Source organism: Bacillus cereus group sp. BceL062, from assembly GCF_051780025.1.
In the GTDB taxonomy this organism is placed as follows: Bacteria; Bacillota; Bacilli; order Bacillales; family Bacillaceae_G; genus Bacillus_A; species Bacillus_A toyonensis.
The window spans coordinates 346268-362436 of sequence record NZ_JBPWGY010000004.1 but is presented as its reverse complement, the minus strand read 5'-3'; the positions used below and the strand labels follow the sequence as shown (position 1 = coordinate 362436).

Sequence of the window (16169 nt, the reverse complement as noted above, 5' to 3'; positions counted from 1 at the left end):
AAAGGTAGCGTATCATATAACGATACGCTACCTTTCTTATTAAATAATTCCAAGTACATTTAGGAATACGATAATAATCGCAATTGGTGCGATATAGCGAAGTAAGAATAACCATAATACGAATAGTTTATAGCCTTTATTTTTACTTACACCAAGCTCTTTCATTAATACATCTTTCTTCATTTTTAAAGGAACAAAGATAGAAACTAATAGAACACCAAGCGGCATTAATACGTTACTAACTGCATAGTCCGATAAATCAAAAATAGTCTTTCCAAAAATCTTCAGATCACTTAATATACCAAATGATAATGCTGATGGTACTCCAACAACGAAGATTAATAATCCAACGATTAAAGCCATTTTTTCACGTTTCCCTTTACCTTTTGCAGTTAAAGATGCAACGCTAATTTCTAACATCGAAATTGCTGATGTAATAGTAGCAAAGAAGAATAGTAATAAGAAAACGATGAAGAATAATTTTCCGAACGCCATTTTACTGAAAATAGCTGGCAATACGATAAACAATAATCCTGGTCCTTGAGATGGTTCCATTCCAAATGCGAATACAACCGGGAATATCGCAAGTCCTGCAAGTAATGTAATAACGAGCGTTAAAGCTACAATAGAAAATGCTGAACGCGGTAAACTTTCTTCTTTCGGTAAGTATGAGCTATACGTTACCATAACGGCTACACCGACAGATAATGAGAAGAACGATTGCCCCATCGCATATAAAATAATTTCTGACGTTACGTTTGAGAAATCAGGTTGTAAGAAGAAGCGAACTCCTTCACCAGCACCGTCTAATGTAAGTGCACGAACAATTAAGACAAAGAATAAAACGAATAGTGCTGGCATGAAATATTTATTTACTTTTTCAACACCATTTTGTACACCTTTACTTACGATGAAAATAGTAATAAGGATGAATAATAGCTGTGACCCGACTGCTAAATACGGATTGGAAATGATTTCACCGAACGTAGCTTCGTACGCCCCATTTCCTTCCCACAGTCTACCTGTAATTGCATTCCATAAATATAATAAAATCCATCCTCCTACAACACTGTAGAAAGAAAGTAATATGAAACATGTTACAATTCCTAATTTACCTAACCACGGCCATAACGTTTTCGGTGCGATTTCTCTATACGCATCAACGGCCTCTTTTTGTGTACTTCTCCCAATAACGAATTCGGCTAATAATAACGGTAAACCAATTAATAATGTGAAACCGATGAAAATAAGGAAGAATGCGCCGCCTCCTCCGATGCCGGCCATATATGGGAATTTCCAAATCGCCCCAAGACCAATTGCTGAACCTGCTGCAGCTAATACGAAACCTAATTTCGATGTCCATTGCTGTGAATTCATCTGTTAATCTCCTCTCTTTATCTTTTTCTGTTTTATAATTTGGTATTTATATTGTTCTATCAATACTTTTTTCTAATACGTTCACTTCCTCCCTAATAAAAAAACGTCCCTACGTAAATACGTAGGGACGACAAAAATATCGCGGTACCACCCTAGTTATGAAGATACAACAAAAGTAAGACCTAAATAAAAACGTCCCTACGTAAATACGTAGGGACGATAAAATATCGCGGTACCACCCTAGTTATGAAGCCACAGCAAAGTTAGGACCTAAATAAAAAACGTCCCTACGTAAATACGTAGGGACGATAAATATCGCGGTACCACCCTAGTTGTGAAAAAATCTTCACCACTTTATTTGATAACGGTATAAACTACCGTCTTCCATTTCCTCATAATGTGAGATTTATGAAAGATGCTCCAGGACGAACTTCATGAATAATCTATATACTGATTCACACCAACCATCAGCTCTCTGAAATAGGGAGATTTTCACTACTATACCCTTTCATTGCCCAAATATTATTTTCCGAATTGATTACTATCATTTTTATCACACATTAAAAATAGTGTCAACTTATATTTTAAGTTTTTATGTCTTATATTCTATTTAAAAATTTGAAATATGACTTTTGTATGAATAGTATTTGAACTTATATGGTTTATACTGTATTAACTTCTCTAACAGGTTTATAGTAGTATACGGTAAAGTGAAACTTTAATCAGCGGAGGATGCCCCACTGATTAAAGTTTCACCAATTTTGCGTTTACTCGTAGTAGCAGGGCTCCCACTTAACTTCTTTCTCCAACCTCATTTTGAGGTAGGAGTCTTACTGCCCTCAAATAGCGAGATACATGCAAGGCAACATGAGTAGGAGGAACAAATTTTGTCTACTTCAAAAGTTTTAAAAGGTACTGCTTTACTAAGCGGTGCAACAATGATTTCACGTATTTTAGGTTTTATATATTTCTTCCCTTTTCAATTATTAGTTGGAACACAAGGGGTCGCTTTATACGGATATGCATATACTTGGTATGGTATTTTATTAAGCTTTTCAACTGCCGGTATTCCTATTGCCGTCTCCAAATTTGTTGCAAAACATAATGCACTCGGTGATTATAGTACAAGTAAAAAATTGTATAGCTCGAGCATAAAATTAATGCTATTTATGGGCTTTTTAGGATTTTTAATTTTATTTATTGGAGCGCCTTACATATCACAATTTATTATTCGCTCTAAAACGCCAAATCCACAATTTATCGCTGACGTAACACTTACAATGCGGGCATTAAGTTTCGCACTTATTATCGTACCAGCTATGAGTGTTACACGCGGCTATTTCCAAGGTTTTCAACATATGAAACCAAGTGCTGTTTCTCAAGTCGTAGAACAAATCGCACGCGTTGTTTTCATTTTAGTTGGTAGCTTCATCGTTTCCAAAATATTAGGAGGTTCCGTAGCCTCTTCTGTTGCTGTTGCTACATTCGGTGCTGTTATCGGGGCACTTGCCAGCGTCTCTATTTTAATGCTGTACTGGAAAAAGTATAACGGATTAAAGCCTCCTGAAGGTGAATTAAAGTCAAGGGCATCCGATATTCCATTACGAAATATTTATATGGAATTACTTCGATATGCAATCCCAATTGTATTTGTGGGTATTGCAATTCCACTCTATACGTTAGTAGATCAATATACCGTAGCTGATGTCCTTAGAGCGATGGGAGAGCCTTTAGAAACCGCGAATGCAGTTTTCGCTTATATAACGAACTATGCACAAAAGTTAATTATGATTCCGGCTTCACTTGCAACTGGATTCTCATTAACAATTATTCCGGCTATAACGAAATCATTTACAAGCGGAAAACTAGAAGAATTACAAGAACAAATTTCAAAGATATTCCAAGTATTGTTATTCTTCACTATCCCAGCTGCATTTGGTCTTGCTAGCATCGCTTACGATGCATTCCGAATGATTTATGTAGATCCTAAAATTGCACTTGATGGATCACAATATTTAATTTCATTTGCACCTTCTGCTATATTAGGTGCGATTTTCACAGTTTCTGCAGCTATATTACAAGGCATTGATTATCAAAGAAAAACAATGATTGCATTCTCAATCGGTATTCTTGTGAAGATTGTAGTAAACATACCACTTTTACACTTATTCGGTGGACACGGTGCTGTACTTGGAACAATTCTCGGATACCTCGTTTCGAATATTATTATGTTGTATTGCATCATTAAGTTTGCGAAATTTAAAATTGGTGAAACGGTGAAAACAGTATTTCTTATTACGATATACTCCGCAGCAATGTCTGCTGTTGTAATTGCATTAAAAGCAATTATAAGCTGGATTATTCCTGGCCAATCTTATATCGAATCACTACTCATTGTATTTATATGTGGTGCGGCAGGAGGGCTTGTTTACCTTTTATTCGTATTAACGAGTGGACTCGCTTCACATATTCTTGGTAATCGTACTCAACGTTTACCTGTACTAGGAAAATTAGTAAAATAAAAAAACAAAAGATGTAACTCGTTGTTACATCTTTTGTTTTTACTTTGCATATTGAATGCGTTTTTGTTGCTCCACAATATTTAATTCTGGAGTATATTGTTTTACTAAATGTAATACCTCTCCCATTAACAATTCTAACTCTTTCACACTATTCTCTGGATGTCCTATTAAAATATTCGCCATACGCTCATATAAATTTTCAGGCTTAATCCCCATTCGTTCCACATTATATGGCATCCATTTAAATGCAGGATGATGCACGTACATGCGGTTCAGACCAAATAAGACTCCAAATATATTTCTTTGAACTTCACAAATAACATCATATAGCATAAGCCAATCTTTTCGTTTTAAAAGAGCCTCTCGATTATGCCAACGATTGCTTAACCAAAGGTTTTCTGCAATCATTTTTTGCGCCAATTCTTCTGGATACGCTTCAACTCTATCTTTTAGAGTATGTACTTTCACTTCTCCATACAAACTCACACCATCATGAATGGATGATACAATACATTGTTTCTCATAATTGATATCATACTGCTCTACAACTTCTGAAATAATTTTTTCTACGGTCACTGTTAAAAAATTACTAATCTCTAGTTTAATTCCTTCTTTCGTCAAATACGTCTCCGACCATTCTTCTTCCTCGTAAGGATAATATGATAAAATTTTTCCACCAATATGATTAATAGGCTCTTTACGATCCTCATCCTCTGGTGGTTCCGACCATAAAATATGTAATTCAATATCCGAATGTTCATCCTCTAATTTTCTAGCTACTGAACCTGCTAAAATAATAGCTTCGATTTTCGGGTTTTTTCTATAAATCTCCGACATTTCTATCGCTTTCTCTCTTAATCCCATTTCATTCCCCCCTAAAACTGCAGTACTCCCCTTACTCTTCATTTATCTATTTCGATATTGCATATTATATTACCTTTTCAAATTCACACTTAATCAAATTTCTATCCAATAACGCTGAACAATTTCACCAGTATGAGAAGAAACTACCTCATTTTCTAACACACCGCCAACCTTTTGAATCGTTTTAGCAGAACCGATATTGGATTTATCGCAAGTTATTAATACTTTCTGCAATCCTAATTTTTGCGCTTCAGCTAATGCAAGCTTTAGTTGTTTCGTAGCGTAACCGTGGCGACGTTTATTCGGATGGACACTATATCCAATATGACCGCTTTCCCGTAATAATTCTGGATTTAATCTATGTCTAATATTCACAAAACCTATAAGTTCCCCTTTTTCAAAACTTAAAAACTGACTAGATGGCACTCGATTCGCTTGTAAGTTTTCTCCTACTTCTTGTATACTCACTTTTTCAAACCATTCAGCTAGGGAATCAAAATTTTGTAAAGAGCTACTACCGTGTGGTTGTTCTCCTGCATGTAAAAAAGCCTCCCGATACTCTATAATTTGTTCACTATATTCATGCGTTGGTTTTAATAGTTTCATCGTGCTTTCCCCCTCTTAATCCCCTAAAACAAACCCCTTAATAGCTCTATTTCACCATTAAGGGGTTTCTATCATTTTTATTCAAATAACCCCATACTCAAATAACGTTCACCGGTATCAGGTGCAATACATAAAACTTTTTTACCAGCGCCTAGGCGCTTCGCTATCATAATTGCTGCGTACACAGAAGCTCCTGAAGACGGCCCTACTAATAAGCCTTCTTGTCTAGCTAAGTTTCTCATTGTCGTTAAAGCCTCTTCGTCTGCAATTTGAATAATTTCGCTATACACTTCTGTATTTAAGTTTTTCGGAATAAATCCTGGGCTTGTTCCTACTAGTTTATGAGGACCTGGTACACCACCTGATAAAACGGGAGATCCTTTCGGTTCTACTACTGCAATATATAAGTTTGGTAGTTTTTCTTTTAACGTTTCACCAGTCCCTGTAATTGTTCCACCAGTTCCCGCAGTTGCTACAAATGCATCAAGCTCTCCATCCATTTGTTCATAAATTTCGAGCGCAGTCGTATAACGGTGAATATTCGGATTTGCTGGATTTTCAAATTGTTGCGGGATAAAACTATTCGGTATTTGTTTTTGCAGTTCTAACGCCTTTGCAATCGCTCCTGGCATTCTTTGTTCTGCTGGTGTTAAAACTACATCTGCTCCGTATGCCTTTAGCAAATTAATTCTTTCTTTAGACATGTTATCCGGCATAATTAAAATCGCTTTATATCCTTTAGCAGCTGCGTTCATCGCTAAACCAATTCCTGTATTCCCACTTGTCGGTTCAATAATTGTATCCCCTGGTTTAATGAGACCATTTTCTTCTGCAACATGAAGTAAATTATAAGCAGCACGGTCTTTCACACTACGTGATGGGTTAAACATTTCTAGTTTCACATACACATCCGCTGCGTCTTCCGGAATAAATTTAGATAATCGGACGACAGGTGTATCTCCTATTAATTCTGTTACGTTTTCACATAATTTCATAGTACATCCCCTATTCTATCGTTTTCTTATCACTTGGTAATAACCATGAAGTAAGTCCAATTAACGGTAAACAACTACATAATATCATAATGAACTGAAGGCTATATATATCAGCTAACTTTCCTAGTACTACAGCACCTAGAGCACCAAGGCCGAACGCAAGACCTACAATTAGACCTGATACCATCCCTACTTTTCCCGGAACAAGCTCTTGCGCGTATACAACAATTACACTAAAACTACTTGAACTAATAAAACCGATACATAAAAATAAAGGTACGACCCACACAAGTGAGACATGTGGTAATAACAGTGCAAGTGGCGCTGAACCTAACATTGAAAATACGATGATGTTTTTCTTACCAAATCGATCTGCTAACGGTCCTCCGAAGAAAGTTCCTAACACACCAGCAATCATAAATGCGAATACGAAATACTGGGCATTTTTTATAGATAAACCGTAATGCTCAATTAAGTAAAATTGATAGAAATTCCCGATACCGGCACCGTACCAAGAGCGTACAAAAGTAAGAAAAACAAGAAGTATAATAACGAATTTAATATGTGTACTTACAATTGCATTTTCCGCCTCAAGCGCAGCTCTCTTCTTCCTTCTTACAGCGCCGGTTGCTAATTCATTTTTGTACCAATTCGATACGAAAATTAATAATATAATTCCTACTGCTGAAAATGCTGTAAAACCTAATGAACCAATTTGACCAAGCGGAACGAAAATTAGCGCTGTAAAAATGGGAGCTAAGGAATTCCCCGTGTTTCCCCCAACTTGATAAATCGCTTGCGCTAACCCTCGTTTTGCACCTGCCGCCATATACGCAACACGAGCGCCTTCTGGATGAAAAACTGCAGAACCTAAGCCAATAAATAAAACAGAAATAATAACAACTATAAAGTTCGGCGCAAATGCGAGTCCAATCATCCCAAGCATACTTGAAAACATACCGAGCGGTAATAAAAATGGTGACGGCTTCTTATCTGAATACATCCCAAAAACCGGCTGCATAATCGATGACGTCATATTTAACGCAAACGCAATCCACCCTACTTGCATATAGGATAAGTTCATCGTTTTTTCCAAAATAGGAAACAACGCCGGCACAACTGCTTGCATCGAATCATTTAAAAAATGTCCGAAGCTAATCGCAAATAAAATTCGATATATCGTCGGTGTTTCTACTGTATTTTTTTGTGAAACTGCCTGCATATGTGTATTTCTCCTTTCTGTACAAAATATATATTTATTACAGTAGGTGTAATAAATTCTGATTTTTGAAACATTTATATTCTATACTGGTTTCATTTCTTTTTCCAGAAATATAACTTAACTTCCGTCATTGGCTTGCATCCTTGTAACTTTCAGCGGTAAAACATTACAGAAAAAGGCAACCCAATCACATACTGGGTTGCCTCTCAAATTAAATCGCAAAACGCTTATACTTTTCGTAATCACTCGTCTTACATTCTAGTTCAATTTTTGTACCTTCGTTTTCATAACTCGTAGATAAAACGTGCGCATGATTGTTGAAATACGAAACTACCTGTCCTTGGTCATATGGAATTAACATTTCACACTTCGTATACTCTTTATAAATATACGAGCGAATCATTTCTACAAGCTCTTCAATTCCAACATGCTTCTTCGCAGATAAATACACGCGGTCTTCTTGTACTTTTGGAATTTCAACATCTATCATATCTGATTTGTTATATGCATATATCGTTGGAATATTTTCTACTCCAATTTTCTTTAACGTTTCATTTGTAATATCAATTAATTGTTCATAATTTGGATTTGCGTAATCTACAACGTGAATAAGTAAGTCTGCTTCTGCTACTTCTTCTAACGTTGAACGGAACGCTTTCACAAGATGATGTGGTAATTTACTTACAAATCCAACCGTATCCGTTAATAAAAATGATTTATTATCTGGTAAATCAATATTTCGTACAGATGTTTCTAATGTCGCGAATAACATATCTTTTTCAAATACTTGTTTTTCTTCCGTACCATTATAAATTTCCAGCATTGCATTCATCGTCGTTGATTTTCCTGCGTTCGTATAGCCTACTAATGCTACAACTGGTACTTCATTTTTCTTACGTTGCTTTCGCTGCGTTTGACGCTGAGCAACAAGCGCTTCTAAATCTTTATTTAAAACTGAAATTTGCTCTTCAATTTTACGACGGTCTAACTCTAATTTTTTCTCACCGACACCTTTATTTTTCGTACCAACGCCCCCGCTCTGTCTTCCTAATGATTCACGAAGACCGATTAAACGAGGCATCATATACTGAAGATGCGCTACCTCTACTTGCAGCTGCGCTTCTTTCGTTTTCGCACGTTGCGCAAAAATATCTAAAATTAAAATGGTACGATCAATAACTTTACAGTCTAAATCTTCCTCTAAATTTCGAATTTGTGAAGGAGATAATTCGTCATTAAAGATTACCATATTCGCATCTACTTCATTTACATAGGCTGCTACTTCTTCAATCTTTCCTTTTCCAATATAATGTGATGGGTTTACTCGTTGTAAATTTTGCGTCACTTGCCCGATTACCTCTACATCACAAGCTTCTGCAAGATTCGTTAACTCTTCCATAGAATATACAAAATCATCTTCATTTCCTAAATTCACTCCAACTAAAACTGCCCTTTGTAATAATTCTTCCATATATTTATTCCTCCATTTCGATTACGTAAAATAAAAAACACAGGTCGCTGCCTGTGTTTTCGTAAACGGATAAGGGTTCACCAAAGAAATAGAAGAAAATTATACTTCCATCCTATCTCATAGTCAATAAGTCTCAAGATCATATACGAATCCACAACAAGTGTTCACCTATACGATCCCATTCTATTTTTAAAGGCAAAACAAAAAGAGGGCGTATTCGTCCCTCCCTCTTTTTCACATATAAGCTTAATAAAGGGTTCCTTTAAAATAGGCAGACCAATCCCGTTCACTCTGTACACAGACAGAGCCTTTGAGCGCTATTCAATTATCGGCACAAAGTATTGAGACGTAATCTGATTAAGATCAAAGGAAGCCCCTCCGTTCATTTTAAGTTACATAAAGTGTAGCATAAGTAATTCGCTTTCACAAGGTTAAAGCACCTATATGAACAGAAAGAAAATCTTTGTATTTTTACTTTAATCGTCATTTTTTGCGAGTTCTTCTCACAAAAAAACTAACAACAGCAATGATCAATAGCAGACCTATGGATATGATAGCAACTTGCCACCAACTGAAACCACTCACCATTCCACCTTTTAAATTCACTTTCTTCGTCGGAACAGACTCTTTTGCAATATGACTTAAAGCCGCTTTGTCCACCCCTGCCTCATCCAATCTCTTCGTTCCACTACAACTATGTGTGTGTAATTGTTTTTCTGATCCCCTTTGAGAAGAAAATACTAAGTACTCTCCTCCCTCTACAAAGTGAAACACACAATCACCACCATTTGTATATACGATAATTTGCGAAGAAGTTGTCCCTTTCCATATTTTCTTCACTTCAAATAATACTTCAATCCCAATCCCTTCTTTCCTTCCAATCTCAATTACTTTCCCCTCAAACACTACATCATTTTTTTGAAATGCATCTTCTGCTGTTACATTAATACAATCACAAGCATGAGATTTCTCTGGAAAAATAATAAGAATAAAGCCACAAATAATGACAACAGGCAACATGCGCAAAATTCTTTTCAAGGAGCCCGACTCCCTTCATTATCAATTTCAAAAGCTTCTCGTATATTATTTTTACGCTACTCGTCAAATTCCTCCAGAGTAAATTAAACAGTATCGTTTCCATACAATAAAAGTCTTTATTGACATTTTTATAACCTGATATTAGTATCAGGTTATAAAAATAAGTTAGGAGATGTCCCTATGAATTCTAAATCTCGTATTACCGCAATTGGTACTTATGTTCCAAATCAAATATTGTCTAATAACGATTTAGAAAAAATGGTCCATACGAATGATGAATGGATTGTGCAAAGAACAGGCATGAAAGAAAGAAGAATTGCTAACGAAGACGAATACTCCTCACACTTAGCCATTAAAGCAGTCGAAAATTTGTGTACAACATATAAGAAAAACTTAGAAGATATTGACTGTATCATCGTTGCTACAACTACTGCTGACTATGTTTTTCCTAGTGTCGCTTGCCAAATACAACAATACTTCAACATACCTCATACACTAGCTTTTGATTTAAATGCGACTTGCGCTGGTTTCACATACGGACTGCATGTCGGTAATAGCTTAATCACTTCTGGATCACATCAAAAAGTACTCGTCATAGCGACAGAGACGTTATCTAAAGTTACTGATTACACCGATAGAACGACCTGTATTTTGTTCGGTGATGGCGCTGGAGCTATTTTATTAGAAAGAGATGAAAACAAACCAAGCTTTATTGCTGCTCACATGGGAACAAACGGTGACGGTGGTATTCATCTATACAGAACAAACTTATCTACTACTATGAATGGCACACCACTACAAACAAATGAAAAAATCGTTCAAAACGGAAGAGAAGTATATAAATGGGCTGTACGAACAGTACCATACGGCATAAAAGAACTATTACATACTGCAAATTTGCAAATAAATGATATAGACTGGTTCATACCACATAGTGCTAACTTAAGAATGATTGAATCTATTTGCGAAAAATCAAAAATATCTATTCAAAAAACATTAACGAGTGTGGAAGATATGGGGAATACATCTTCCGTCTCTATTCCACTCGCTTTAGATTTAGCTAGAAAAAAAGGAAGATTAAATAACGGAGATACACTTTTGCTATACGGATTTGGCGGTGGACTTACGCATTTAGGGCTTATTGTGGAGTGGGATTTAAGTTAAGTATTGAAAAAGAGGTTCTAATTAGTAACTAGAACCTCTTTCTCATTTAATTTCTCGCCCCTTTTCGAGACCATATCACAATAGGAATAAGCAATAATGCTAGCACTCCTCCCGCTAATGATAATGCGGCATAACTGGAATTCGCTACTATCATACCTGACATCGCTCCACCAGAAGCCCCAGCTAACGCAACAAATACATCTATTTTGCCTTGTGTTTTTGCACGTGTAGAAGGTATAGTTGCATCAACAATTTGAGCTGTGCCACTTATTAAACCGAGGTTCCAACCTAACCCAAGTAAAGACAGAGCAACAATTAATAATAGTAAAGAATCACTCGGCGCCATCGCAGCTATGACACCCGCCGCTAATAAAATTATTCCCCCAGCTATACTCATCGTAGTTCGTCCGATTTTATCAATTAACATTCCTGTAACCAGAGACGGAAGATACATTGCACCTACATGAAAACCAATTACAAGCCCTACTGCACTTAAACCATGACCATGATGCCCCATATGAACTGGCGTCATCGTCATAATCGCAACCATCACTATTTGAGTAAGTATCATAACGATTGCTCCAACTGTAATACCTCGTTTGTTTTCTTTCACTTCTTCTGTTACTGGTTGCCCTTTATATGTATGTTCTCGTTTATATGTTTCTATTATGTTAGCAATAATTAATGGATCTGGACGAAGCATAATAAAAAGGACAAGACCCGCCAGTATAAATGCCGCTGCTGATAATATAAACGGACCTGCAAGGTTAGGAATTCCGATTGAATGGGCAAACTCCCCCATTACGCCTACTAAGTTCGGTCCTGCAACTGCACCGAAAGTCGTCATAACCATCGTAATACTAATAGCAGTTGCTCGTTGTCTCTTATCTGCTAAATCGGTACCAGCATAACGAGCTTGTAGATTCGTCGCTGTACCTGCACCATATATGAGTAAAGAGACTAGTAATAAAATAATACTATTTGTTAAAGAAGCCAATACAACTCCAATAGCCCCTAGCCCCCCTACTATAAACCCTGTTGCAAGTCCTATTCGGCGACCATATTTTTGCGATAACTTCCCAACAAAGAAAGCCGCTACCGCAGACCCCATTGTAAACATAGCAGCCGGTAATCCTGCATATGCATCTGTCCCAAGCATTTGCTGCGCAAGAAGTGCACCTACTGTAATTCCAGCAGCTAATCCCGCTCCACCGAACATTTGTGAAATACTTACGATTATTAATGTTCGTTTATATAATTTTTGTTGCTCTTCTTCTGTGTACACATGATTATCTATTAAAGCCCCTGCCTTATCTAGCAATTCCCCATCCTCCTTTTAAAGTTAAGCCCTCTTGTTAATGTACTATGTTTAACGTTGCATATTCAATGGCAATTTCCATTCGTTCCTTTCATTCTAAAAAACTTTCTAATCATACTCGACTTATCCCATGCTACATTAAAAATACTGCTATTCACAATATACAAGGAGAAAACAATGAAAAAACAGGCTGCTATATCCTGTTTTTCTTTACGCTTCTTCCACTAATCTTCCCCTTCTCTTTTTACTCAAAGCTTTCCCTTCCCAAAACAACAAACTTACGAAAGCACAAATTAAAATAATTGGCACACTTGCTTTATATAAATCTGTAAAACTCATAGCCATCTGATTCTTGGCATAATGATTCACATCATTCGAAAATGTGAGTACCTCTTTCTTTATACTTTCTTCTTGTTTTTCAACTTCTTTTGTCACTTGCCTCATAACTTCTTCTCTTTTTACATCTCTATATTCTACTGGAACTTCTCTTAATATTTCATCCGTCTTGTCGCGAATCAATTCTTCCTTTTTCTCTTTACTTAATCCCATTGTCATTGCATTTTGTTTCTTATTTATATTTGACTCTAAACTTTGATTCTGTATTTTTTCTTTAGTCATTTGTAAAATTTCAGTTTGCTCAGCACTATTCACATGAATATTACGCACCTTTTCTTCTGCATAACGATATACATTTTCTTTATTTACAGTTAAATTGTGAGTTAAGTTAGAGACAAATATTGCGACCGCCAATACAATTCCTACTTGTCGTAACATTGATACAACACTTTGAGAAGCAGTTAATAATTCTCCTTCAAAGGAAGACGCACTTAAAACTGTAATTGGCCCCACTACTAAACCATATCCAACACCTAATATCATACATGGAATAATAATTTCTATATTTGTTGAATCAACATCAATCATTTGCAACCAATAGTAGGAAAGCCCCATAACAAGAAATCCTGACAAAATAATAGTTACTTTTCCGAGCTTTTTAATTAAAGTTGCTGCAACTGGTGAGACAAAAAATATCATTGCTGAAATAGGTGTCACTAAAAAAGCCGCTTCAATTTCCGTTCTACCTTGTAGTTTCGTCAAGAACGTTGGAAGCAATACAGTAACTCCAATTAAAAATAAATTACTTAATATAACAACGATAGACGCTCCGACAAACATTCGATCTTGAAATAACTTTAAATTCACCATTGGGTTATGAATCTTTCGTTCTACTAAAACAAATAGAATAAGAGAAATAGTGCTAATTGCATAACAAGACAAAGCAATATTACTTTGCCATCCCCATGTATTACCTTTTACTAATATGAGAGTAAATGAAAAAATTGCTGTGCCACTTAATAGTAGTCCTATCCAATCTATTTTTGAGATAATACGTTCTTCATTTTTTATTTGTAGCATGATGCAACATAACACGATTCCTATTATACAAACCGGAACATTAACGAAGAATACCCATCTCCATCCTAAATTTTGCGTAATAATTCCACCTATTACTGGTCCCATAGCAGCTGATAATCCTTGTGTAACTCCTAAAATCGCAAGTGCAACATGTCTCTTTGCTAATGGCATAGCTGATACACCTATTACCATACTCGTTGGAAATAAAATTGCTGCCCCAATACTTTGTATTAAACGAGAAAAAATGAGAAAATCGCCTGTATTAGCAAAAGCGCAAAGTACTGATCCACCACCAAAAATCACCAGACCAAGAATATACATCTTTGCTTTCCCAAAAATATCAGCTATCCGTCCTAGCGGAATGGCGAGTACTGCAATCGTCATTGTATAGACATTTAATACCCAAGACATCTTTTCTAATGAAGTATTTACACTCGATTGTATGGCCGGTAAAGCTATATTCATAATTGTCGTATCAATCATACAAAGAAAAATACCTAGACACATTAAAAAGACAATCTTAATACCCTTTGATTGCTCCATGTTTATCTACCCCTTTATTTATTGTGAACGTTTTTTCATTCTTCTGTTTTATTATTTCCCTTTGCCTCTAACTGTTCTAATTTTCTCTTTAACGTCTCCACTTGCGCACTATACGAAGCAATACCTACATCGAGCGAAATTTCCTCAACGAAAGTAATACCTACTCTCCACTTTTCATATTTCAATCGAAGATCCGCAATATATGCTTCTTTTCGTTTAATTTCGTCTTCAATCCATTTTTTTATCGCCTTATCATCGCTATAATTTCCGAAATACATCCTCATTAAAAAATCTGAACGCAACACATCTTTCTCTACGTCCGTTTGCATGTATTGATAAAACTCTTCACGTCCTTCATCTGTAATAAAGTACATTTTCTTGTTCGGTTTTCCTTCTTGCATTACAACTTCTTTTTTTATTTTCCCCTCATTCTCTAGTTGTCGTAACGTTGGATAAATCATTCCAAAACTCCCATCAAAAAAATGCGTAAATACATCTTCGAACACAATTTTAATATCATAACCAGACATTTCTTTTCCCATTAATAAACCTAAAACAACATCTCTTCCCTTCAAACTAAAACCCCCATACAGTATATAATCAACAATCATATTAACAATGTTAATATGATTGTTGATTATATACCTTTTTTTGTTAATTGTAAAATGTTTCTAAATAAAAAACCATCCTGTAATTTGATTTCTCAAATTTCCAGGATGGCTCTTCCTATATCTCACATTCAAACTTTAGGCTATTTTACAACTACATCTTGATTATTTTCAAAGCCCTCTGCCTTACCTTCTTTCATTTCATAATAATAAGAAGGTAATTCTATACCATGCTCTAAGAAATAATCCTCAATTAATGAAATAATCACTTTCAATGTTTTCACACGAGCATACAATTTATCGTTACTTTCAATAATATGCCACTTCGCATTTGGCTTACTTGTTTTTTCAAACATGTCTTCCATTGCTTCAACATACTCATCCCATTTTTCACGATTACGCCAATCTTCGTCTGTAATTTTCCATCTTTTCAAAGGATTTTTCTCTCTATCTTTAAACCTCTTTAACTGTTCCTCTTTACTTATATGGTAGAAGAACTTCCCTATTATGTAATGGTCATCTGTTAGTAGTTTTTCAAAATCATTAATCTCATCATATGCTCTCATCCACTCTTCCTTTGTAGCAAATCCTTCCACACGCTCAACTAACACACGACCATACCATGAGCGATCAAAAATAGTAATTTGCCCGTACTGTGGAATTTTGCGCCAGAAACGTTGCAAATAATGGTAACGTTTTTCATGAGGTGCAGGCGCTCCAATTGGAGTTACTTGAAAACCACGTGGATCAAGATGCTCCGTCACTCTCTTAATCGCTCCACCTTTACCTGCCGCATCCCAACCTTCCATAACGAGCATAACCGCGATTTTTTCTTCTTTTAAAATTTGCTGTAATGCTAATAAGCGCCTTTGATATTTTTCGAGTTTCTTATTGTACTTAGATTTTGATTCAATTTTTTTCGTTAAATCTACTTTAGCAAGATGCCCATTTTCCATAAAACAAATCCCCCTTGTTGTATGACAATATTACTTTAACATATTTTGGTATTTTTTCGTGTTACAAAG

Annotated in this window: 13 protein-coding genes and 1 other annotated feature; of the genes, 2 read left to right on the top strand and 11 right to left on the bottom strand. The window is 35.8% G+C overall.

Annotated features, from left to right (window positions below; translation table 11 throughout):
* Positions 1-39: 39 nt before the first annotated feature.
* Entirely contained in the window at positions 40-1377 is a 1338-nt protein-coding gene (locus ACS2MN_RS12865) for a sodium-dependent transporter (RefSeq protein ID WP_001088192.1), read from the bottom strand.
* Between the two features lie 298 nt (positions 1378-1675).
* Positions 1676-1898 (bottom strand) — a binding site (T-box leader).
* Between the two features lie 366 nt (positions 1899-2264).
* Between ACS2MN_RS12865 and ACS2MN_RS12860 the strand changes: the two genes are divergently transcribed.
* A complete protein-coding gene (locus tag ACS2MN_RS12860; RefSeq protein ID WP_198129813.1) occupies positions 2265-3899 on the top strand; it encodes a putative polysaccharide biosynthesis protein in 1635 nt (544 codons plus the stop codon).
* A 39-nt stretch (positions 3900-3938) separates the two neighbouring features.
* On the opposite strand, the gene ACS2MN_RS12855 is transcribed toward ACS2MN_RS12860, so the two are convergent.
* From ACS2MN_RS12855 to ACS2MN_RS12830, 6 genes are all read right to left on the bottom strand, one after another.
* The gene (locus tag ACS2MN_RS12855) at positions 3939-4763 is read right to left on the bottom strand and encodes a DUF4037 domain-containing protein (RefSeq protein WP_087950242.1); all 825 of its coding nucleotides are present in this window, start codon (positions 4761-4763) and stop codon (positions 3939-3941) included.
* A 93-nt stretch (positions 4764-4856) separates the two neighbouring features.
* The gene (locus ACS2MN_RS12850; protein WP_098820728.1) at positions 4857-5369 is read right to left on the bottom strand and encodes a GNAT family N-acetyltransferase; all 513 of its coding nucleotides are present in this window, start codon (positions 5367-5369) and stop codon (positions 4857-4859) included.
* A gap of 77 nt (positions 5370-5446) precedes the next feature.
* Positions 5447-6364, bottom strand: a complete 918-nt coding sequence (cysK, locus tag ACS2MN_RS12845; RefSeq protein ID WP_087950244.1) for a cysteine synthase A — start codon at positions 6362-6364, stop codon at positions 5447-5449.
* A 10-nt stretch (positions 6365-6374) separates the two neighbouring features.
* Positions 6375-7586, bottom strand: a complete 1212-nt coding sequence (locus tag ACS2MN_RS12840) for an MFS transporter (RefSeq protein WP_087950245.1) — start codon at positions 7584-7586, stop codon at positions 6375-6377.
* Between the two features lie 211 nt (positions 7587-7797).
* Positions 7798-9057, bottom strand: a complete 1260-nt coding sequence (gene hflX / locus ACS2MN_RS12835; RefSeq protein ID WP_000391892.1) for a GTPase HflX — start codon at positions 9055-9057, stop codon at positions 7798-7800.
* Between the two features lie 483 nt (positions 9058-9540).
* Positions 9541-10095: a hypothetical protein gene (locus ACS2MN_RS12830; protein WP_000821917.1), complete on the bottom strand. Its 555-nt coding sequence runs from the start codon at positions 10093-10095 to the stop codon at positions 9541-9543.
* 180 nt (positions 10096-10275) lie between these two features.
* Between ACS2MN_RS12830 and ACS2MN_RS12825 the strand changes: the two genes are divergently transcribed.
* Positions 10276-11259 carry a ketoacyl-ACP synthase III gene (locus ACS2MN_RS12825; protein ID WP_087950247.1) on the top strand — a complete coding sequence of 328 codons (984 nt, stop codon included), beginning with the start codon at positions 10276-10278 and terminating at the stop codon, positions 11257-11259.
* A 46-nt stretch (positions 11260-11305) separates the two neighbouring features.
* Here the strand turns inward: ACS2MN_RS12825 and ACS2MN_RS12820 are convergent, their stop codons facing one another.
* The 4 genes from ACS2MN_RS12820 to ACS2MN_RS12805 form a co-directional block, all read right to left on the bottom strand.
* Positions 11306-12580 (bottom strand): MFS transporter, encoded by a 1275-nt coding sequence (locus ACS2MN_RS12820; RefSeq protein ID WP_088055390.1) that lies wholly within the window; start codon positions 12578-12580, stop codon positions 11306-11308.
* 207 nt (positions 12581-12787) lie between these two features.
* Positions 12788-14536 (bottom strand): MFS transporter, encoded by a 1749-nt coding sequence (locus ACS2MN_RS12815; protein ID WP_346994132.1) that lies wholly within the window; start codon positions 14534-14536, stop codon positions 12788-12790.
* 35 nt (positions 14537-14571) lie between these two features.
* Positions 14572-15111: a PadR family transcriptional regulator gene (locus tag ACS2MN_RS12810; protein ID WP_000678343.1), complete on the bottom strand. Its 540-nt coding sequence runs from the start codon at positions 15109-15111 to the stop codon at positions 14572-14574.
* A gap of 176 nt (positions 15112-15287) precedes the next feature.
* Positions 15288-16100: a polyphosphate kinase 2 family protein gene (locus tag ACS2MN_RS12805; RefSeq protein ID WP_087950250.1), complete on the bottom strand. Its 813-nt coding sequence runs from the start codon at positions 16098-16100 to the stop codon at positions 15288-15290.
* Positions 16101-16169: the final 69 nt, after the last annotated feature.